The sequence below is a fragment of the Telluria sp. LT2P80 genome, from assembly GCF_059685955.1.
The window spans coordinates 210,044-229,361 of record NZ_JCASIO010000004.1 but is presented as its reverse complement, the minus strand read 5'-3'; the positions used below and the strand labels follow the sequence as shown (position 1 = coordinate 229,361).

The following is a 19,318-nucleotide window of genomic DNA, read 5'->3' as shown; positions in this document are numbered from 1 at the left end:
CCGCGATATAGTAGCGGCAACCGATTTTTGCGCAGCCAGCCATGAGCATTCTCCCGAACGACACCCCCGCCGATATTCCCGAAGACGACGCCGCGCTCGAGCGCACACTTGACCTGGCCGCGCGCGGCATCGAACTGGTCAAGATGGAAGGCCGCGTGTTCCTGCGCTTCTCGGGCGTGGTGCGCTACGAAGGCTTGCACGTGCCGTACCGCCTGGTGCCGTCGCGCGGCGTGCTGGCCAAGCCGAGCAAGTGGCGCAAGCTGGACGCGGCCGGGCGGCGCGCGCTGATCGAAGAGCGCACCGGTGACGCCGATCTCGCGCGCCTGCACCAGGACGCGGAGGAATTTGTGCGCGATCTGGCGGGCGACGCCGACGATGCCGGCTACGACCCGATGCTGTTTCTCGATGTGCTGGACGAGCTGCAAACGTCCGAGCCGGCCGAGTACGTGTTCCAGCGGATTTCGCAGCGCCTGACCCACGCGATCGAGCGCGACGCCGAAGAGCGCCACGCGGCGCGCACCAAGGAAAGCATCAACCTGGCCGAGTACCCGCGCTCGTTCGACGTCGCCAGCCGCATGGGCCGCAAGTTCATCGCGCTCTTGGGCCCCACCAACTCGGGCAAGACGCACCGCGCGATGGAAGCGCTGGCCAAGGCGCCGAGCGGCGTGTACCTCGCGCCACTGCGCCTGCTGGCCCTGGAAAACTACGAGCGCCTGCAGGCTGCGCGCCCGCACGGCGAGGCGATCAAGGTCAGCCTGATCACGGGCGAAGAACGGCGCCTGGTGGAGGGCGCGACGCACGTCGCCAGCACCGTCGAAATGCTCGACTCGAAAACGCCGATCGACGTGGCCGTGATCGACGAAATCCAGATGCTGGCCGACCGCGACCGCGGCGCTGCCTGGACCGCCGCCGTGTGCGGTGCACCGGCGGCGGTCGTGTACCTGGTCGGCGCGCCGGAAGCGCGGCGCGCGATCGAGGCGCTGGCCGAGCGGCTCGATGTGCCGCTCGAAGTGCATGTGCTCAAGCGGATGGGGCCTCTGGAGATGGAACCGATGGCGGTGCGCAAGCTGTCGAACCTGCGCCGCGGCGACGCCGTGATCGCGTTCTCGCGCCGCGAGGTGCTCAAGTGGCGCGACATGATCACCGACAAGGGGCTGTCGGTGGCCACCGTCTACGGCAACCTGTCGCCCGAGGTGCGCCGTGCGCAGGCCGAGCGCTTCCGCGACGGCCAGGCCGATATCGTGGTCGGCACCGATGCGCTGGCGATGGGGCTGAACATGCCGATCGCGCGCATCGTGATGACGACCACGGTCAAGTACAACGGCGTGGAGGAAGAAGAAATCTCCGCTGCGCTGGCCAAGCAGATCGCGGGCCGGGCAGGGCGCTACGGCGTGCACGACGAAGGCTTCGTCGTCGGCTACGACGACGAGACGCACCAGGTCATGCGCTCGCTGATGAAGGAAAAAATCCCTGCGGTGGCCACCAGCGGCTTTGCCGTGGCGCCGTCGCTCGAGCAGCTGCATCGTATTTCAGCGGTGACTGGCGAGACCTCGCTGGTCAAGCTGCTCAAGCGGTTTGTCCACAATATCGACGTGCCGGACGGCTTCTTCTACCCGCGCATCACCGAAGACCAGAACGAGCGCGCCGAGTGGCTCGATACACTGCCGCTGTCGGTGGCCGAGAAGTTCATGCTCTCCCTGGTGCCGATCTCGAGCCGCGTGCCGGCGCTGCAGAAGGCGTGGGAGCACTGGTGCCTGTCGCTGGCCAAGAAGATCGTCGTCAAGCTGCATGGGCACAGCAATCCGCAGCAGCTGTTCTACATGAACCTGCAAGAGGTCGAGGACCAGTGCCGCGTGTATTCGGCCTATGCGTGGCTGGGGTACCGGGCGCCGGAGTACTTCCCGAGCATCGCGCTGGCGCAGGAGCTGGCACGCGAAGCGTCCGAGCGGGTCGACGCGCTGCTGCAGCAGCAGAACGCGGCGGCCCGGCAGCGGCACGGCGGCAAGCAGGGCGGCAAGGGTGGCAAGCACCATGAGGGGCGGCGCCGCTGACGCCAAGCATGGTCTCGGTGTACGATGCCGCTTTCATAAAAACACCGAGACAACCCCATGAGCATTCCGCATACCCCTGACGCCTTCAACACCTTCGGCGCGACCTACCTGCCTGGTCACCTGGGCATCCAGATTACGGAGGTCAGCCCCGGCAAGCTGGCCGCCGAGATGCCTGTCGCGCCGCACCTGCTGGCGCCGAACGGCTACCTGCACGCTGGCAGCGTGGTCACGCTGGCCGATACCTGCGCCGGTTATGGCTGCATCAGCAACCTGCCGGAAGGCGCGCAGAACTTCACGACGATCGAATTGAAATCGAACCACCTGGGCACCGCGCGCGAAGGCACCATCGCCTGCGTCGCCACCGCCGTGCACCTGGGCCGCACGACGCAGATCTGGGATGCCACCGTCACGGACAAGACCAGCGGCAAGACCATCGCGCTGTTTCGCTGCACGCAGATGATCCTGTATCCGAAAGCATAACCAGGATCAGCCGGCCAGCTCTTTCTCGATCAGCTTGTGCACCGCGCCGAAGTCCGGCGCGCCGACATAGGTCTTGATGATGCGGCCCTCTTTGTCGATCAGGAAGGTAGTGGGCGTGAGCGTGACGTCGCCGAACTGGCGCGCAATGTCGCCCGCCGAATCAAGCGCCACGGTAAATGGCAGCTTGCGCTGCTCGGCGAAATTCAGCACGTAGTCGGGCCGGTCGTACTGCATCGCGACGGCGACGAATTCCAGGCCCTGGGCCTTGTACTTGTTGTAGGTCGCGACCATCTCGGGCATCTCCTTGACGCAGGTGACGCACGACGTGGCCCAGAAGTTGACCATCACGACCTTGCCGCGCAGCGACTGCGTCGACACCTTGTCGCCGGCGATGCTGATGAACGTGACGTCCGGGGCCGGCGTGCTGCTGGCCAGCGAGGCGTAGCCGATGCCGGCCAGCGCCAGCACGACGGCGCCGATGGCAGCAGGCTTGATCCAGGAGCGGGAAGAGGTGGACGCGGTGGACGCGGGGGATGCGGTCATGGTCGGCGATCGTATAAAAAAAGCGGCAGGGCCATTATAGCCCTGCCGCTTTTTTGCATGGTGCGGATGCACCCGGAGTTCAGGAACCCTGCGGTGCGTTCTGTGCGTTGGTCTGCTTGGCGCGTGCGTCTTCTTCGCTGATGTATTCGAAGATCTTTACCACGCTCGTTACGCCCGAGACGCCCTTGGCGACATCGGCAGCGATATTGCCTTCGCGCGGGGTGACAAGACCCATCAGGTAGACCACGCCGCGTTCGGTCGTGACCTTGAACGAGATCGCCGACACGGTCTTCATGTCGACCAGGCTGGCCTTGACCTTGGTGGTGATGAGCGCATCGTTCGAGCGCGACGTGTAGCTCGACGAACCCGAAATCTTGAGCTCGTTGATGACCGACACCACGTTCTCGATCTTGCGCACTTCGCGCTCGGCCGCGGCCTTCATGGCCTCGTCGCGTACTTCGCCGGTGAGCAGCACCTTGCGGTTGAAGCTCGTGACGTTGATGTTGCCGTTGCCATTCGTGACTTCGCGCATCTTGAGCTCGGCCTTGACCGTGACCGACTTGTCTTCGGTCTGGGCGCCCAGCGTGCGGCGGTCGACCGCCGAGACGGCGCTGCCGATGCCGGCGCCGACGATCAGGCCAAAGCAGCCCGACAGCGATGCCAAAAGGGCCGAGCCCAGAACGACTTTCGTCAACAGCACGGCCATGGGCCGGCGGGTATTACGCATTCTCGTCTCCTCCGAACAGCGCGACGTCGATACCGTCGCAGATGCAGTGAATGGCGCACAGGTGAACTTCCTGGATCCGCGCGGTGCGCGAATGCGGGACGTTGACGTGGACGTCGGCGTCGGTCAGCAGCTTGGCCAACTGGCCGCCGTCCTTGCCTGTAAACGCCACGATGCGCATTTCGCGCTCGAGCGCCGCTTCGACCGCAGCGAGCACATTGCCCGAGTTGCCCGAAGTGGAAATGGCCAGCAGGATGTCGCCGGCCTGACCGAAGGCCTGCACCTGCTTGGAATAGATTTCGCGGAAGCTGTAGTCGTTGCCAACGGCGGTCAGGATCGACGTGTCGGTGGTCAGCGCGATGGCCGGAAGCGGGAAGCGCTCGCGTTCGAAGCGCCCGACCAGCTCGGCAGCAAAGTGCTGGCAGTCGGCGGCCGAACCGCCGTTACCGCAGGCCAGGATCTTGTTGCCATTGGACAGGGCGCCGAACATGAGTTCGACCGCCTGCGAAATATGGGGAGCCAGGGTTGCAGCCGACCTCATCTTCAGGTCAGCGCTCTCCTGGAAGTGAGCGAGGATGCGTTGTGTATTCATAGCCGAGGATTATAGTGTAGTAGCAAGCGGCACTGGGCAAGGTCGGTAAAAATTGCTTACACTTCAATCACGTTCTGCAGCCACTCGATGTGTTCGCCGTCGATGGCGATGACGTCGAAGCGGCAGGGCGGGGTGACGGGAAAGCGCAGCAGGTACACCTGGGCCGCGCAGACCAGGCGCCGGATCTTGGCGGGCGTGATGCTGGCCGCGGCGCCACCTTGTGCGCTGCTGGCGCGCTGGCGCACTTCGACGAACACGAGGGTGGCGCCGTCGCGCATGATCAGGTCGATTTCGCCGCCCTTGCAGCGAAAGTTTTCTTCCACCGGCGCCAGCCTGTGGCGGCGCAGGTAGGCGCTGGCGGCAAGTTCATACTGGTGGCCCTGGGCCTGCCGTTGAGACAGGCGCCCGGGCCACATATTACTGGCCGGTGGAGACCGCTTCGAAGACGCGGCCGGTCACGGCGGCGCCATCGGCGCCAGGCATCGCATCCCGCACGACGACGCCGGTTTCGACGCGGCGGAACGCGCGTGCGCCTTGCCCCATGTCGATCGACAGGCGGCCCGTGGCGCCGTCGAGCTCGAATGCGCCGGACGGGCGCAGCGACAGTTCGCGCGCGATGCGGTAGGCGTCGATGCCCAGCGCGTACAGGCGTTGCAGGTCGAGGCCCTGGCCGCCGCTGCTCCAGCTCGGGTAGCTTGCCACGGCCGGGTGATCGGCCTGGACGGTCCATGGCAGGTCGAGGATGCGCACGCCGACCAGCTCAGGCGGGATGCTGGCCGGGTCGCGACCCGGGTTGACCGAGGCCGTGCCATACGTAGGCATCGAGGTGCCGAGCGCGCTGCGGACCTGGCGCAGGCTGTTGGCGTCGAGCGCCGCGTAGACCAGTTGCGGCGGCTGCGATTGCAGGCGCGCGCGCAGGTCGGCCAGCGCATTGCCGTCGACATAGCCGCCCGCATTGGGCAGCTCGACCGTGGTCTGGGTGCGGCCCAGCTCGGACCAGCGCGCGCTGAAGGCGCCAGACAGGCGTTGCTGCCAGGTAGCGCGGCCGGTCAGCACCAGTGCCTGGCCGGACGGTTGCTCGCCGGCAGCCCAGTCGGCTACCTGGCGCGCTTCCTCTTCGAGCGACAAGCCGATGACGAGCATCTTGGAGGGCAGCGCGGACGCCACCTGCGGGTGGTTCAGCGCGATGGTCGGCTTGGTGACGGCGCCGCTCGTGGCCAGGGCCGCCACAGCAGGACGCGCGAGCGGGCCTACCACGATGTCGTTCTCTGCGGCCGCCATGCGGTAGGCGTCAAGTGCGGCTTGCGACGAGTCGCCGGTAGGCACGAGGTTGACGGTGACGTTGCCGCGTTGCTGGTCGTACGCGGCCATGAAGCCGGCGCGTACCGCTTCGGCTGGCTGGGCCAGCGCCTGCGATTCGAGGGGTAGCAGCAGCGCGACGCGGACCGTGGGGCCGCTTGGCGCCGCCGCCGCACTTGGCGTGCTGCCGTCGGCGCTCGGTGGCAATTCGACCGGACTGGTCTGGACACCGCTATCGGAACGCGGCGCAGGTGGTGTATAAGCAGATTCGGCAGGTGCGACAGGCGCACCACTTGTCACTGACGCGCCTGGGCCGCACAATCCGCCTGGCATGCCACAACCGGTATCGGGTGGCAGGGGCGTACTGCCGCACGCGGCCAGCAGTGTCGTGAGAGAAGCGGCAATCAAGCCCGTGAGATTTTTTTTCTTCAGCATCGGAACCCTATATGACAGAACAGCAGACCATCGACATCGCCCGACTTCCCGTCATGGGCGAGGCGGCCCAGCAGTCCTATCCTACCGCAACGCTGTATGTCGTGGCTACTCCGATTGGCAACGTCACCGACATCACCCTGCGTGCTTTACACCTGCTGGCCCTGGCCGACGTCGTCGCCTGTGAAGACACGCGCAAGACTGGCGCGTTATTGCAACGCTTTGGTCTCTCCAAGAGCACGATCGCGGCGCACCAGCACAATGAGCGCGAAGTGGCCGACAAGATTGTCGAGCGCCTGCGCGCCGGCCAGCGGGTGGCGCTGGTGTCCGACGCCGGCACGCCGGGCGTGTCCGATCCGGGCGCGCGCATCGTTGACGCCGTCCGCGCCGCCGGCCTGAACGTTGTGCCGCTGCCGGGCCCGTCGGCGGCGATCACGGCGCTGTCGGCCAGCGGCTTGGTCAATGATCGCTTCCACTTTGTCGGCTTTCTGCCGGCCAAGGCCAAGGGGCGCGAAACGGCGCTGGCGCCCCTGACGCGCGAAACGTCGACGCTCGTGTTCTACGAGGCGCCGCACCGGATCGTCGATTGCGTCGAAGCCCTGGTGGCCGCGTTCGAGCCGACCCGCCAGGTCGTGTTTGCCCGCGAACTGAGCAAGATGTTCGAGGAAATCCACCGCTGCACGCTGGGCGAGGCGCTGGCCTGGGTCAAGGCCGACGCGCACCGCGAGAAGGGCGAATTTGTCGTGCTGGTCGAGGGGGCAGTGGAAGCCAGCGACGCCGAAGACATCGAGGCCGAGCGCGTGCTGCAGATCCTGCTGACCGAATGCAGCGTCAAGCAGGCAGCCAATCTGGCGGCGCAGATCACGGGGCGCAAGAAGAATGCCTTGTATGAGCGGGCGCTGCAGATCCGGGGTGAGTAAGGATTTTGGCATGAAATCCTTGACCAAGTGACGGCAAGCCGGTATTATCTTGCTTCTTCGGAGTGTAGCGCAGCCCGGTAGCGCACCTGGTTTGGGACCAGGGGGTCCAAGGTTCGAATCCTTGTACTCCGACCAGCATTAAGAGAAAAGCCGACAACGTGAGTTGTCGGCTTTTTTCGTTGTGCGGCCGGTTTCCTTGAAACAGCCCCCGGCATACCGGGGGCCTGCAGGTCAACCGGCCCGTTTGGCCGCCAGCGCATTGCCGGCGCGGCTGATGCTCTTGCGGCCCAGCTGTGCCGAGATGAACAGCCCGGCATCGACCACCTGGTCGAGATCCACGCCCGTCTCGATCCCCAGCCCCTGCATCAGATACAGCACGTCCTCGGTCGCGACATTGCCGGTCGCGCCCTTGGCATACGGGCAGCCGCCCAGGCCCGCCACTGACGAGTGGAAAATCGCCACGCCCACTTCCAGCGCCGCGTAGATGTTCGCCAGCGCCTGACCATACGTGTCGTGGAAGTGGCCAGCGAGCTGGCCCATCGGGAATTCTTGCGCTGCGCGCAGCATCACGGCCTGCGTCTGGCGCGCGGTTGCCACGCCGATCGTGTCGGCGATATCGATCTCGTCACAGCCCAGGTCACGCATGCGCGCCACCACGTCGCCCACGGCGTCGAGCGACACGGCGCCCTGGTACGGGCAGCCGAACGCCGTGCTGATCGAGCCGCGCAGGCGCAGGCCGTGTTCCTTGGCAGCGCGCGCGACCGGCTCGAAGCGCGCGATCGACTCGGCAATCGAACAGTTGATGTTCTTTTGCGAGAACGCCTCGGACGCTGCGCCGAACACCACGACCTCGTCAGCCTTGCCGGCCAGCGCGGCCTCGAAGCCCTGCATGTTCGGCACCAGCGCCGAATAGATCGTGCCGGGCCGGCGTTCGATGCGGGCCAGCACTTCGGCGGAGGTTGCCATCTGCGGCACCCACTTGGGCGAGACGAACGCTGCCGCCTCGACATTGACGAAACCGGCGCGCGCCAGGCGCTCAACCAGTTCGATTTTCACGTCAGCGCCGAGCGCTTCTTTCTCATTCTGCAGGCCGTCGCGGGGGCCGACTTCGACAATCTTGACCTTCGTTGGCAGGGGTGTCATTTCTTAATATCCACGTTGGCGGTCGACGAGGTCGTCGACCGGTTGGCCGCGTTCCAGGGCGTCGATCTTGTCGACGATCTGGCGCACGGCGTCCTGGCGCATGGTGAGCGCCGAAATATGCGGGGTGAGGGCGATGCGCGGCTCGTTCCAGAACGGGTGCTGGGCCGGCAGCGGCTCGTGGCGGAACACGTCGAGCGTGGCGCCGGCAATGTGCCCGGAACGGATCAGCGTCATCAGGTCGGGCTCGGCCAGGATCGCGCCGCGCGAGACGTTGATCAGGTACGCGCCAGGCGCCAGCTTGCCCAGGTTGTGGCGGTCGAGCAGGTTGGCGGTGTCCGGCGTCAGCGGCAGCAGGCAGACCAGCACGCGCGTGCCGTGCAAGAAGTCGCCGAATTGCGCCATGCCGGCATAGGTTGGCACGCCCGGGATGTCTTTCGGGCTGCGGCTCCAGCCGCGCACGGGAAAGCCGAAATGGCGCATTGCCTCGACCACCGGCATGCCCAGCCGGCCCAGGCCCATGACGCCGATCGTGAATGATTCTTTCGGATGCTGCGGCAGCGGATTCCAGGCGCCGTGCCTGGCCTGCTGTTCATATTCGTCGAAGCGGCGGAAGTAGCGCAGCACTGCATGCGCCACATACTCGGCCATCTGCACGCCCATGCCGGCGTCGCCCAGGCGCACCAGCGGCACGTCGGGCAAGGCGTCGCCAAACTTGAGCAGTGCGTCGACGCCGGCGCCCATCAGGAAGATCGCTTTGACGGTCCCCATCTGAGCCAGCTGCGCCAGCAGGGCCGGCGCCGGGTTCCACAGCACCGCGTAATCGCAGTGCGCCAGTTGCTCGCCTTCTTTCCAGATGACGGTCTCGATCCCCGGCAGCACGCTGGCAAACGCGTGTTCCCAAGGCTCGCTGACGCCATCGCCCCGGTACAGGACAATCCGCATGTCTCCCCCTCATCGTGTAGGGTGGTTTTTATGGGTGTTGCTTACACCGCCTTGAAGGCCAGCAGCGGTGCGCCATCGGCAACCTGGTCGCCCACCTCGTACAGCACGTCCTCGACCACGCCATCACCCGGCGCTGCAATCGTGTGCTCCATCTTCATCGCTTCCATGATGACGAGCGGTTCGCCCTTCACCACGGTGGCGCCGGCCTGGACGAGCACCGCCACCACCTTGCCCGGCATCGGCGCCGTCAGGCGACCGCCGAGTGTTTCGACTTCGCCGGCGTGGGCCATCGGATCATTGTACGTCAGCGTGAAATGCTGACCGCCGGTAAATACGTGGAACACGTCGCCGTCGCGGCGCACGACGCCCTGGACGGCCGTCTCGCCGAGGCGCAGCGCCAGTTCGTCGCCAGTGTGACCGACACGCTCCACGCGCTGCGTCTGGCCATCGAGGTCGATCTCGAGCCCGTCGCGGCGGTAGGTCAGGCCGACGCGGTAGGCACCGAATTCGTCGGACCACGACAGCACGCGGCGGTAGTCGCCGTTCATGCGCCAGCCGCTCGCCTGGCTCCACGGGTCAGCGTCGTTGGCGGCGTTCTCACGCAGCGCGAACACGGCCAGCGCGAGTGCGCCCAGTGGCGCCGGCGTGGCAGGCGGGAACAGCGTCGCGCCATGGCGCTCGATCAGGCCCGTGTCCAGGTCGGCCGTGGCAAACGCCTCGCCCTCGACCAGGCGTTTCAGGAACGCGATATTGGTGGCCAGCCCGACGATGCGGAACTCGCTCAGCGCTTGCGACATGCGCGCCAGCGCCTGGGTGCGGTCCGCGCCCCAGACGATCAGTTTGGCGATCATCGGATCGTAGAACGGCGAAATCGCATCGCCTTCGCGCACGCCGGAATCGACGCGCACGGCGGCCGGATTGGCGCCGTCGCTGCCCAGCTCGAACGCGACCGCGCGCGGCACGTCCATATGGCGCAAGGTGCCGATCGACGGCAGGAAACCCTTCTCGGGATTTTCGGCATACACGCGCGCTTCGATCGCGTGGCCGTGGATGCCCAGTTCATGCTGCTGTTTCGGCAGCGCTTCGCCAAAGGCGACCCGCAACTGCCATTCCACCAGGTCGGTCCCGGTGATCATTTCGGTCACCGGATGCTCGACCTGCAGGCGCGTGTTCATCTCCATGAAGTAGAACGAGCCGTCCTGGTTGGCAATGAATTCAACGGTGCCGGCGCCGACATAGCCGACGGCGCGCGCGGCGCTCACAGCTGCCTCGCCCATCGCGGCGCGGCGCTCCGGCGGCATGCCGGGGGCGGGCGCTTCTTCCAGCACCTTCTGGTGCCGGCGCTGCACCGAGCAATCGCGCTCGTGCAGGTAGACGCAGTTGCCCAGGCTGTCGGCAAACACCTGGATTTCAATGTGGCGTGGACGGATCAGATACTTCTCGACCAGCACCTTGTCGTCGCCGAAGCTCGAAATCGCTTCGCGCTTGCACGAGGCCAGCGCGCCCTCGAAGTCTTCGGAGCGCTCGACCACGCGCATGCCCTTGCCGCCGCCGCCGGCGCTGGCCTTGAGCAGCACCGGGTAGCCGATGCGGTCGGCCTGCTCGCGCAGGAAGGCGGGCTCCTGCTCGTCGCCGTGGTAGCCCGGCACCAGTGGCACGTTGGCGCTTTCCATCAGCTGCTTGGCGGCCGACTTCGAACCCATCGCGCGCATCGATGCCGCGGGTGGGCCGACGAACACGAGGCCGGCGGCGTGCACGGCGTCGGCAAACTCCGCGTTTTCGGACAGGAAGCCGTAGCCGGGGTGGATCGCCTGCGCGCCGGTGGCCTTGGCGACCTCGATGATTTTCTGGCCGCGCAGATAACTGTCGCGCGCGGCGGCGGGGCCGATCAGGATGGCCTCATCGCAGACCGCGACGTGCTTGGCGCCGGCGTCGGCTTCGGAATACACGGCCACGGTGCGAATACCCATGCGGCGCGCGGTGGCGGCCACACGGCAGGCGATCTCGCCACGATTGGCGATGAGGAGTTTGGTGAACATGCGCGTTATCTTTCGCTTATGGTTGTTCGGGTGATGCTTGCGCGGCCGTGTCTCCCCGGCCGCGCGGATACTGCACTTAATACGACATTCAGCAGCCGCAGGCTTCCTTCGGCGCCGAGTCCAGCGTCGCGGCGCGGGTTTTCAGACCCAGTTTTTCCAGCAGCACGCGGTCGTCATCGGCCTCGGGATTTTCCGTAGTCAGCAGCTTGTCGCCGTAGAAGATCGAGTTGGCGCCGGCCATGAAGCACATCGCCTGCACCGCTTCGCCCATTTCGCGGCGGCCCGCCGACAGGCGCACGCGCGCTTGCGGCATCGTGATGCGCGCGACCGCAATGGTGCGCACGAATTCGATCGGGTCGAGCTTGTCCATGCCGTGCAGCGGCGTGCCTGCCACCTGCACCAGGTGGTTGACCGGCACCGATTCCGGATACGGGTTCAGGTTCGCCAGTTGCGCGATCAGGCCGGCGCGCTGCTCACGCGTCTCGCCCATGCCAACGATGCCGCCGCAGCAGACTTTCAGGCCCGCTTCGCGCACGCGGCCCAGCGTGTCCAGGCGGTCCTGGTATTCGCGGGTCGAAATGACGTTGTTGTAGAAGTCCGGCGCCGTGTCGATATTGTGGTTGTAGTAGTCCAGGCCAGCGCGCTTGAGCTGTTCGGCCTGGCCGGCTTCGAGCATGCCCAGCGTGGCGCAGGTTTCCATGCCCAGTGCTTTCACTTCACGCACCATCGTTTCGACTTTGTCCATGTCGCGCTCTTTCGGGCTGCGCCAGGCCGCGCCCATGCAGAAGCGCGTCGCGCCGCTGGCCTTGGCCGCGCGCGCCGCGTCGAGCACCGTGTCGATGTCGAGCAGCTTCTTGGCTTCCACGCCCGTGTCGTAGCGCGCCGCCTGCGGGCAGTAGCCACAGTCTTCTTCGCAGCCGCCGGTCTTGATCGACAGCAGCGTCGCCAGTTCGACGTCGCCATCCGGGAAGTTCAGGCGGTGCGCGGTCGACGCGCGGTGCATCAGTTCGGTGAACGGCAGGTCGAACAGCGCGAGCACGTCGGCCAGCGGCCAGGTTGCATTCTCGGGCGGCTTGATGGCTGCCGTTGGGCGGTGCAGGGCGACAGTGTTCATATTGGTCATTTCGGTTCCTTCAAAAACTAGACCCGCGTGGACGGCCAGCCTGGCAGTCCGGCGAGGTCGATAAATTCGGCTGCCGCAGCAGCCGTCGGTTCGTTCAGGCGTGGCACGTGGCCCAGCAGCGGCGCCGGGATACGCTGGGTCAGCGCCTCGATGTTCTCTTGCGCAAAGCGCATGTCCGTGTCGACCGTGTTGGCGACCCAGCCGGCCAGCACCAGGCCGCGCGCCACGATCGCTTCGACCGTCAGCAGCGCATGGCTGATGCAGCCCAGGCGCACGCCGACGACGAGGATCACGGGCAGGTTCAGTTGCGCGGCCAGGTCGGCGCTGTCGAAGTCGTCGTTGAAGGGCACGCGAAAGCCCCCCACGCCTTCGACCACGACCGCGTCGGACGCTGCCTGGATCTCGGCAAAGGCAGCCAGGATCGGCACCAGCTCGATCGTCACGCCCTCGAGCGCGGCGGCGATGTGCGGCGCGGCCGGTTCGCGCAGCAGGTAGGGCGTGGTCAGCGACCCCGGCAGGTGCACGTTGCCGGCGGCGATCAGCTGATCGGCGTCGTCGTTGTGCAGCGCGCCGTCCTTCTCTTCAGCGCCGGCCGCGACCGGCTTCATGCCGCAGGCGCGCTGGCCCGTGGCCACGAGCTTGTGCAGGATCGCGGCCGAGATCAGCGTCTTGCCGATCTCGGTGTCGGTGCCGGTGACAAAGCACGCAAAGCGCATTGGCAAGTCGTCGGCGCGCAGTTCGAGTTCAGGCTCCAGCACGGGTTCATCGAACTCGGTCAGGTCGACCTCGGGGTCCAGCGCGGGTTGCGCGATGACCGGTGCATCGGTGTCATTCAGATTGTTCATGGTGCGGCCTTTTCCAGTTCGTTGAGCGCCTGCGCCAGCCGCGCCACGTCATCCGTGGCATGGGCGGCGGACAAGGTCACGCGCAGGCGCGCGGTGCCGGGCGCCACGGTCGGCGGGCGGATTGCCGGCACCCACAAGCCCTGGTCATGCAGGCGGCTGGCGGCGTGCAGCGCAGCGTCGTTGCTGCCGATGATGACGGGCTGGATCGGGGTGGTCGACGCCGCCAGTTCCCAGCGTTCCAGACGCAGTGCACCGCGCAGCTGCGCGACCAGTCGTGCCAGGTGCGCACGCCGTTCGGCGCCCTCGTCACCGCCCATGATAGCAAGGCTGGCGAGCAAGGCGTGTGCAAGCGCCGGCGGGCAGGCCGTCGTGTAGATATACGGGCGCGCGCGCTGGATGAGCAATTCGATCACGCTGGCATGCGCGGCGACGAACGCGCCGCCGACGCCGGCGGCCTTGCCCAGCGTGCCCATGTAGATCAGGTTGGTCGAGCGCAGGCCGAAGTGTTCCAGTGCGCCGCGCCCGTTCTGGCCCAGTACGCCGAAGCCGTGGGCATCGTCGACCACCAGCCAGGCGCCGTGGCGCTCGCATGCGGCCAGCAGCGCCGGCAGCGGCGCCAGGTCGCCATCCATGCTGAACACGCTGTCGGTGACGACGATCTTCGTGCTGGCGCTGCTCGCTGCCAGCAGTTGCGTCAGCGTTTCGACGTCGCCATGCGGGTAGACCGTGACGCCCGCTTTCGCGAGCCGGGCGCCGTCGATCAGCGAGGCGTGGTTCAGCGCTTCGGAAAAGATCATTGCATCGGCATCGACGCCCAGGGCACTGAGGATCGCAAGGTTGGCCATGTAGCCGGTGCACAGCGTCAGCGCGCGCGCCTGCTCGAGGTGCGGCGCCATCCACTCGGCCAAACGCTCCTCAAGAAGATGATGCGCGCGGCTGTGGCCCGACACCAGGTGCGAGGCGCCGCTGCCGGCGCCATACAGCTGGGCGCCTTCGCGCAGCGCTTCGATGACTTGCGGATGCGCGGCCAGGCCCAGGTAATCGTTGCTGCAAAAGGCCAGCAGGTCACGGCCGTCGACCATTTGGCGCGGCGCGCAGGCGCCATCGGTGATGCGGCGACGGCGCGTCAGGCTGCGCGCGGCCAGCGTGTCTAGCTGGCGGTCGATGGTGGCGATGAGATCTATCACATCATCCCGCGATGACGGATTCGAACGTCTTGATCGTGCGCGCCGCCAGGCCCGCGACTTCTTCTTCGTCCAGCACGTACGGCGGCATCAGGTACACGGTGCGGCCGATGGGGCGCAGCAGCAGTTCGTTCTCGGCCGCCGTCGAAAAGAAGCGGCGCGCAAAGGTCGCGGCAAGATCGGTATCCGGTTCGATGGCGTCGAACGCGAAGATCATGCCGCGCTGGCGGAAGTGGCGCGTGCGCGGATGGTCGGCCAGCGGCGCGAGCGCCACCGTCATCCTGGTGGCCAGCTCGCGGTTACGGTTCAACACATCGTCTTCTTCAAAAATGTCGAGCGTGGCCAGCGCCGCGCGGCAGGCCAGCGGATTGCCGGTGTACGAGTGCGAGTGCAAAAAGCCGCGCGTGATGTCGGTGCTGTAGAAGGCCTGGTAGATATCGTCGCGCGTGAGCACGAGCGAGAGCGGCAGGTAGCCGCCGCTGATGCCTTTCGACAGGCACAGGAAGTCCGGCCAGATGCCGGCCTGCTCGCAGGCGAAGAAGGTGCCGGTGCGTCCGCAGCCGACTGCGATCTCGTCGGCGATCAGGTGCACGCGGTGCTGGTCGCACAGGTCGCGCAGCAGCTTGAGATAGAGCGGGTCGTACATCGCCATGCCGGTGGCGCACTGCACCAGCGGCTCGACGATGATGGCGGCGATCTTGTCGCCCCGTTCTTCGAACAGCGCTTTCACTTCAAGGATCGCGCGCCGCGCGACGTCCTGCGCCGTCTCGCCCTCGAAGGCGTTGCGGGCATCGGGCGCGCTCACCACGTGCGAGGCGCGCAGCAGCGGACCGTAGGCGTCCTTGAACAGCGGTACGTCGGTGACCGACAGCGCGCCGATTGTCTCGCCGTGGTAGCTGCCCTGCAGGCAGACGAATTCCTGCTTGGACGACTGGTCGGCATTGCGCCACGCGTGAAAGCTCATCTTCATCGCGATTTCCACGGCCGATGCGCCGTCGGAGGCGAACGTGGCGTGGCCCAGCGCGTGGCCGGTGAGGGCGGTCAGGCGTTCGGCCAGCTCGACCACGGGCGCATGCGTGAAGCCGGCCAGCATCGCGTGTTCGAGCTTGTCCAGCTGGTCCTTCAGCGCGGCATTGATGCGCGGGTTCGCGTGGCCGAACAGGTTGACCCACCACGAGCTGATGCCGTCCAGGTAGCGCTTGCCGTCATAGTCGTACAGCCACGGCCCCTTGCCGTGGCTGACCGCGATCAGCGGCACCTCTTCGTGATGCTGCATCTGGGTGCAGGGATGCCAGACGCTGCGCAGGCTGCGCGCGATCCAGTCGGAGGAGGTGGTTTGCTGCTTCACTATAAAGTTCCAATACTAGTTAATCCATGTCGGCTTGCGCTTTTCAAGGAACGAGGCCACGCCTTCGCGGCCTTCGGTCGATGCGCGGATCGCGGCGATGCGGCTCGCCGTGTCACGCAGCAGCGCGTCGTCGACCGGCTGGCCGACGATCTCGCGCACCAGCGTCTTGGCCTGCCGGACGGCGTGCGGGCTGTTGTTCACCAGCGCCTTGACGATACCGGCGACAGTGGCGTCGAGCGCTTCCGGCGCCACGACGGCATGCGCAACACCGATGCGCTGCGCCTCGGCCGCGTCGAAGCGCTCGGCCGTCAAGAAGTAGCGGCGCGCCGCCTGTTCACCCATCGCCTTGATCACGTAAGGCGAGATGGTAGCCGGAATCAGCCCGAGCTTCACTTCGGACAGGCAAAAACCGGCCGTCTCGCTCGCAACGACGATGTCGCAGGCCGCCACCAGGCCCATGCCGCCGGCGTAGCAATCGCCCTGCACGCGCGCGACCGTCGGCTTGGGGCACAGGTAGATCGTGCGCAGCATGTCGGCCAGGCGCATCGCATCGGCCTCGTTCTCGTCATGCGAGTAGCCGGCCATCTTTTTCATCCAGTTCAGGTCCGCACCGGCGCAGAACGACGGGCCGTTGGCGGCCAGCACGATCGCGCGCACGGCGTCGTTGCGGCCGAGTTCATCGAACACGCGCGCCAGTTCGGCAATTGCCTGTTCGTTGAACGCGTTGCGCAGGTCGGGGCGGTTCAGCGTGACGGTGGCGACCTTGTCGGCGACGGTCACAAGCAGGGTGTCATAGGTCATCGTCATCCCCTTACATGCGGAACACGCCGAACGTCGTGTCGCCGATCGGCTGATTCATGGCGGCGGACAGGCCCAGGCCCAGCACCGTGCGGGTATCGGCCGGGTCGATCACGCCATCGTCCCACAGCCGCGCCGAAGCGTAATACGGGTGGCCCTGGTGCTCGTACTGGTCGCGGATCGGCTGCTTGAACGCGGCTTCTTCTTCCGGCGACCACTGGCCGCCGCGGCCTTCGATGCCGTCGCGCTTGACGGTGGCCAGCACCGACGCGGCCTGGTCGCCGCCCATTACCGAGATGCGCGCATTGGGCCACATCCACAGGAAGCGCGGCGAGAACGCGCGGCCGCACATGCCGTAGTTGCCGGCACCGAACGAGCCGCCGATGATGACGGTGAACTTCGGCACGGCAGCCGTGGCCACGGCGGTGACCATCTTGGCGCCGTTGCGCGCGATGCCCTCGTTTTCGTATTTGCGCCCGACCATGAAGCCGGTGATGTTCTGCAAGAACACGAGCGGGATCTTGCGCTGGCAGCACAGCTCGATGAAGTGTGCGCCCTTCAGCGCCGACTCGGAAAACAGGATGCCGTTGTTGGCGATGATGCCGACTTTCATGCCGTGGATGTGGGCGAAGCCGCACACCAGCGTCGTGCCGTAGCGCGCCTTGAATTCGTCGAACACGCTGCCGTCGACCACGCGCGCGATCACTTCGCGCACGTCGAACGGTTTGCGCGTATCGACCGGGATGACGCCGTACAGCTCCGACGCCGGATAATGCGGCTCGACGCTCGCGCGCCGTTCGCCCTGCTGCGGCTTGACGCGGTTCAGGTTCGACACGATCGTGCGCGCCAGCGACAGCGCATGCGGATCGTTCTGTGCCAGGTGGTCGGCCACGCCCGACAGGCGCGTGTGCACGTCGCCGCCGCCCAGGTCTTCGGCGCTGACGACTTCACCGGTCGCCGCTTTCACCAAGGGCGGGCCGCCCAGGAAAATCGTGCCTTGATCCTTGACGATGATCGATTCGTCGCTCATCGCCGGCACGTAGGCGCCGCCGGCGGTGCATGAGCCCATTACCACGGCGATCTGCGGGACACCCTTGGCCGACAGGTTCGCCTGGTTGTAGAAGATGCGGCCGAAGTGGTCGCGGTCGGGGAACACGTCGTCCTGGTTCGGCAGGTTGGCGCCGCCCGAGTCGACCAGGTAGATGCAGGGCAGGTTGTTCTGCTCGGCGATCTCCTGCGCGCGCAGGTGCTTCTTGACCGTCATCGGGTAATAGGTGCCGCCCTTGACGGTGGCGTCATTGCAGACGATCACGCATTCGTGGCCGGAAACGCGGCCGATGCCGGTGATGATGCCGGCGCTGGGCGCGGCGCCGTCATACATCTCGTAGGCGGCCAGTTGCGAAAATTCGAGGAAGGGCGTACCCGGATCGAGCAGATGTTCGACACGCTCGCGCGGCAGCAGCTTGCCGCGCGCCAGGTGACGCGCGCTGGCTTCGGCGCCGCCGCCCTGCGCCAGTTGCGCCACGCGCGCGCGCAAGTCGTCCACCACGGCCTGCATGGCGGTGGCATTGGCCTTGAAATCCTCGCTGCGCGGATTCAGTTTGCTTTCGATCTGGGGCATGTGCCGTCCTCTGGTCTGTCGCCGCCCTGGGTGTCTGGCAGCGCTTTACTTCTTGTCGGGGAAACTGCCGTCCAGGTAAAACCAGCGTGGCGCACCATCGGGGCCGGCTTCGCGCACGAAGCGGCTGCGCTCGTGGAGACGGTGCGCGCGCCCGCCCACCTTGAAGCGGGCGACGAATTCGACGTGGTCTTCGTCGCGGGGGTGGTCCTGGTCGCCTGGAACGTCCGGCAATTCTGCTTTACGTTGACGTAAACGTAAAGCAGTTTTTATCTCCAGGCCAAGCCAGCGGACGGGCTCGTTGTCGACGATCGGCTCCTGCGGCCGGGTACTCGGGTGCCAGGTAGCGCGCAGGTACGCCTCGTTGCCCAGCGTGAAGGCGGTATAGCGCGAGCGCATCAGGTGCTCGGCCGTCGGCGGCAGGGCCGCGCCGGCCAGGAACGGGCCGCAGCAGTTATCGAACGAGGGGCCGCCGCAGGGGCAGGGAGAGGTGGGGCGGGGAGGCATGGCGGTAATTATCCGCGATTTCACCAACGATGGTCAGGCGGGTGCTTCGGGAAGGCCTCGCGAGACCAGCCGCCTAACTCGACAGGATTCGTCGACGTAACAGTGCTGCCAGATCGCGGCTCGTATGGCAAACGATGTAAATATAAAAGCATTCACGATCGCCACGCTCAAAAATAATGCGGTGTTGACCGGCCAGAAGCTGACGGTATCGGGAGAGGTTGAGCTCTTCCAGCTCGCCTACGAGCGTCCCTTTATTGGGCCATTGCATCAGGGATGCCACTTCATCGCGGATTTGCTGCGTCACCTTTCTGGCGTAGTCCGGTGATTCGGACTGCTTCAGGTATTGGCGGATCGTGAGCAGGTCGTCCTGGGCAGATTCGGTCCAGATGATCTTCATGATCTGTCAGGGTACGTTGTCTTGCGCATCCAGCTGCGCAAAAAAATCATCATGACCGGTGACCTTGCCGTCTTCAATTTGCTTCCTGCCATGGGCAAGCAGCCGTAGCATCGTCAATTGATCCTGCGTCTTCTGATAGCTCACCGGATCCTGGACAATTGCCTGCACCCGGCCATTGACAGTAATGGCCACAGGGTCATGGGTCTCCTGAACCAACTTGACCACATCGCTGGTATTCGTTTTCAAATAACTGATGGGTTGGATATTGGAAAAGTTCATGGTGCCTCCGCTGGTCGATCACTGATCATAGCACCGCAGGTCTAAATTGCGTAC

General features: G+C 66.0%; 20 protein-coding genes and 1 tRNA gene. 4 read left to right on the top strand and 17 right to left on the bottom strand.

The window, feature by feature from the left end:
* Window positions 1-41: 41 nt before the first annotated feature.
* On the top strand, window positions 42-2,051 hold the full coding sequence (locus tag AC56LW_RS12760) for a helicase-related protein (protein WP_499634768.1): 2,010 nt from the start codon (window positions 42-44) through the stop codon (window positions 2,049-2,051).
* Between the two features lie 57 nt (window positions 2,052-2,108).
* Window positions 2,109-2,531, top strand: coding sequence for a PaaI family thioesterase (locus tag AC56LW_RS12755; protein WP_499634765.1), 423 nt, complete (start codon window positions 2,109-2,111; stop codon window positions 2,529-2,531).
* Window positions 2,532-2,537: 6 nt separating this feature from the next.
* Here AC56LW_RS12755 and AC56LW_RS12750 read toward each other — a convergent pair whose 3' ends face one another.
* The 5 genes from AC56LW_RS12750 to AC56LW_RS12730 form a co-directional block, all read right to left on the bottom strand.
* Window positions 2,538-3,074, bottom strand: coding sequence for a peroxiredoxin family protein (locus tag AC56LW_RS12750; RefSeq protein WP_499634762.1), 537 nt, complete (start codon window positions 3,072-3,074; stop codon window positions 2,538-2,540).
* Window positions 3,075-3,153: 79 nt separating this feature from the next.
* Window positions 3,154-3,801 (bottom strand): BON domain-containing protein, encoded by a 648-nt coding sequence (locus tag AC56LW_RS12745; RefSeq protein ID WP_499634760.1) that lies wholly within the window; start codon window positions 3,799-3,801, stop codon window positions 3,154-3,156.
* Window positions 3,794-4,390: a phosphoheptose isomerase gene (locus tag AC56LW_RS12740; protein ID WP_183555000.1), complete on the bottom strand. Its 597-nt coding sequence runs from the start codon at window positions 4,388-4,390 to the stop codon at window positions 3,794-3,796. Before AC56LW_RS12740 ends, AC56LW_RS12745 begins: the two co-directional genes overlap by 8 nt.
* A 56-nt stretch (window positions 4,391-4,446) precedes the next feature.
* Window positions 4,447-4,806 (bottom strand): YraN family protein, encoded by a 360-nt coding sequence (locus tag AC56LW_RS12735; protein WP_332531224.1) that lies wholly within the window; start codon window positions 4,804-4,806, stop codon window positions 4,447-4,449.
* A gap of 1 nt (window position 4,807) precedes the next feature.
* Complete coding sequence (locus AC56LW_RS12730; RefSeq protein ID WP_499634757.1) at window positions 4,808-6,124, bottom strand: penicillin-binding protein activator; 1,317 nt, start codon at window positions 6,122-6,124, stop codon at window positions 4,808-4,810.
* Between the two features lie 11 nt (window positions 6,125-6,135).
* Here AC56LW_RS12730 and rsmI point away from each other — a divergent pair, with 11 nt between their 5' ends.
* The gene (rsmI, locus tag AC56LW_RS12725; RefSeq protein WP_332531226.1) at window positions 6,136-7,041 is read left to right on the top strand and encodes a 16S rRNA (cytidine(1402)-2'-O)-methyltransferase; all 906 of its coding nucleotides are present in this window, start codon (window positions 6,136-6,138) and stop codon (window positions 7,039-7,041) included.
* Between the two features lie 58 nt (window positions 7,042-7,099).
* Window positions 7,100-7,176 (top strand) — tRNA-Pro (locus tag AC56LW_RS12720).
* A 96-nt stretch (window positions 7,177-7,272) separates the two neighbouring features.
* Here AC56LW_RS12720 and AC56LW_RS12715 read toward each other — a convergent pair.
* From AC56LW_RS12715 to AC56LW_RS12660, 12 genes are all read right to left on the bottom strand, one after another.
* Window positions 7,273-8,184 (bottom strand): hydroxymethylglutaryl-CoA lyase, encoded by a 912-nt coding sequence (locus tag AC56LW_RS12715; protein ID WP_482896691.1) that lies wholly within the window; start codon window positions 8,182-8,184, stop codon window positions 7,273-7,275.
* Between the two features lie 3 nt (window positions 8,185-8,187).
* Window positions 8,188-9,126 carry a 2-hydroxyacid dehydrogenase gene (locus AC56LW_RS12710; protein ID WP_499634753.1) on the bottom strand — a complete coding sequence of 313 codons (939 nt, stop codon included), beginning with the start codon at window positions 9,124-9,126 and terminating at the stop codon, window positions 8,188-8,190.
* A gap of 41 nt (window positions 9,127-9,167) precedes the next feature.
* On the bottom strand, window positions 9,168-11,165 hold the full coding sequence (locus AC56LW_RS12705) for an acetyl/propionyl/methylcrotonyl-CoA carboxylase subunit alpha (protein WP_499634750.1): 1,998 nt from the start codon (window positions 11,163-11,165) through the stop codon (window positions 9,168-9,170).
* Between the two features lie 88 nt (window positions 11,166-11,253).
* Window positions 11,254-12,279 (bottom strand): biotin synthase BioB, encoded by a 1,026-nt coding sequence (bioB, locus tag AC56LW_RS12700; protein WP_258837398.1) that lies wholly within the window; start codon window positions 12,277-12,279, stop codon window positions 11,254-11,256.
* Between the two features lie 26 nt (window positions 12,280-12,305).
* Window positions 12,306-13,133, bottom strand: coding sequence for a dethiobiotin synthase (gene bioD / locus AC56LW_RS12695; protein WP_499634747.1), 828 nt, complete (start codon window positions 13,131-13,133; stop codon window positions 12,306-12,308).
* Complete coding sequence (bioF, locus tag AC56LW_RS12690; protein WP_499635286.1) at window positions 13,130-14,317, bottom strand: 8-amino-7-oxononanoate synthase; 1,188 nt, start codon at window positions 14,315-14,317, stop codon at window positions 13,130-13,132. The genes bioD and bioF overlap by 4 nt, the downstream gene beginning before the upstream one ends.
* Window positions 14,318-14,321: 4 nt before the next feature.
* Complete coding sequence (gene bioA, locus AC56LW_RS12685) at window positions 14,322-15,665, bottom strand: adenosylmethionine--8-amino-7-oxononanoate transaminase (RefSeq protein ID WP_499634745.1); 1,344 nt, start codon at window positions 15,663-15,665, stop codon at window positions 14,322-14,324.
* Window positions 15,666-15,680: 15 nt separating this feature from the next.
* Window positions 15,681-16,466 (bottom strand): enoyl-CoA hydratase/isomerase family protein, encoded by a 786-nt coding sequence (locus AC56LW_RS12680; protein ID WP_499634742.1) that lies wholly within the window; start codon window positions 16,464-16,466, stop codon window positions 15,681-15,683.
* Between the two features lie 10 nt (window positions 16,467-16,476).
* On the bottom strand, window positions 16,477-18,084 hold the full coding sequence (locus tag AC56LW_RS12675; RefSeq protein WP_499558687.1) for a carboxyl transferase domain-containing protein: 1,608 nt from the start codon (window positions 18,082-18,084) through the stop codon (window positions 16,477-16,479).
* Window positions 18,085-18,129: 45 nt separating this feature from the next.
* Window positions 18,130-18,588: a YchJ family protein gene (locus AC56LW_RS12670; protein ID WP_499634739.1), complete on the bottom strand. Its 459-nt coding sequence runs from the start codon at window positions 18,586-18,588 to the stop codon at window positions 18,130-18,132.
* Window positions 18,589-18,661: 73 nt separating this feature from the next.
* The gene (locus AC56LW_RS12665; protein ID WP_332531236.1) at window positions 18,662-18,985 is read right to left on the bottom strand and encodes a type II toxin-antitoxin system RelE/ParE family toxin; all 324 of its coding nucleotides are present in this window, start codon (window positions 18,983-18,985) and stop codon (window positions 18,662-18,664) included.
* 6 nt (window positions 18,986-18,991) lie between these two features.
* Window positions 18,992-19,264: a type II toxin-antitoxin system Phd/YefM family antitoxin gene (locus AC56LW_RS12660; protein ID WP_499634736.1), complete on the bottom strand. Its 273-nt coding sequence runs from the start codon at window positions 19,262-19,264 to the stop codon at window positions 18,992-18,994.
* Between the last annotated feature and the right edge of the window lie 54 nt (window positions 19,265-19,318).

Bases quoted from the DNA above. Each gene is read 5' to 3' on its own strand.
- AC56LW_RS12675 (WP_499558687.1), bottom strand. From the start codon at position 18,084: ATGCCCCAGATCGAAAGCAAACTGAATCCGCGCAGCGAGGATTTCAAG.
- AC56LW_RS12670 (WP_499634739.1), bottom strand. From the start codon at position 18,588: ATGCCTCCCCGCCCCACCTCTCCCTGCCCCTGCGGCGGCCCCTCGTTC.
- AC56LW_RS12755 (WP_499634765.1), top strand. From the start codon at position 2,109: ATGAGCATTCCGCATACCCCTGACGCCTTCAACACCTTCGGCGCGACC.
- bioB (WP_258837398.1), bottom strand. From the start codon at position 12,279: ATGAACACTGTCGCCCTGCACCGCCCAACGGCAGCCATCAAGCCGCCC.
- AC56LW_RS12750 (WP_499634762.1), bottom strand. From the start codon at position 3,074: ATGACCGCATCCCCCGCGTCCACCGCGTCCACCTCTTCCCGCTCCTGG.
- AC56LW_RS12745 (WP_499634760.1), bottom strand. From the start codon at position 3,801: ATGCGTAATACCCGCCGGCCCATGGCCGTGCTGTTGACGAAAGTCGTT.
- AC56LW_RS12680 (WP_499634742.1), bottom strand. From the start codon at position 16,466: ATGACCTATGACACCCTGCTTGTGACCGTCGCCGACAAGGTCGCCACC.
- AC56LW_RS12730 (WP_499634757.1), bottom strand. From the start codon at position 6,124: ATGCTGAAGAAAAAAAATCTCACGGGCTTGATTGCCGCTTCTCTCACG.
- AC56LW_RS12735 (WP_332531224.1), bottom strand. From the start codon at position 4,806: ATGTGGCCCGGGCGCCTGTCTCAACGGCAGGCCCAGGGCCACCAGTAT.
- bioD (WP_499634747.1), bottom strand. From the start codon at position 13,133: ATGAACAATCTGAATGACACCGATGCACCGGTCATCGCGCAACCCGCG.
- AC56LW_RS12665 (WP_332531236.1), bottom strand. From the start codon at position 18,985: ATGAAGATCATCTGGACCGAATCTGCCCAGGACGACCTGCTCACGATC.
- AC56LW_RS12715 (WP_482896691.1), bottom strand. From the start codon at position 8,184: ATGACACCCCTGCCAACGAAGGTCAAGATTGTCGAAGTCGGCCCCCGC.
- AC56LW_RS12705 (WP_499634750.1), bottom strand. From the start codon at position 11,165: ATGTTCACCAAACTCCTCATCGCCAATCGTGGCGAGATCGCCTGCCGT.
- AC56LW_RS12740 (WP_183555000.1), bottom strand. From the start codon at position 4,390: ATGAATACACAACGCATCCTCGCTCACTTCCAGGAGAGCGCTGACCTG.
- AC56LW_RS12710 (WP_499634753.1), bottom strand. From the start codon at position 9,126: ATGCGGATTGTCCTGTACCGGGGCGATGGCGTCAGCGAGCCTTGGGAA.
- AC56LW_RS12760 (WP_499634768.1), top strand. From the start codon at position 42: ATGAGCATTCTCCCGAACGACACCCCCGCCGATATTCCCGAAGACGAC.
- AC56LW_RS12660 (WP_499634736.1), bottom strand. From the start codon at position 19,264: ATGAACTTTTCCAATATCCAACCCATCAGTTATTTGAAAACGAATACC.
- rsmI (WP_332531226.1), top strand. From the start codon at position 6,136: ATGACAGAACAGCAGACCATCGACATCGCCCGACTTCCCGTCATGGGC.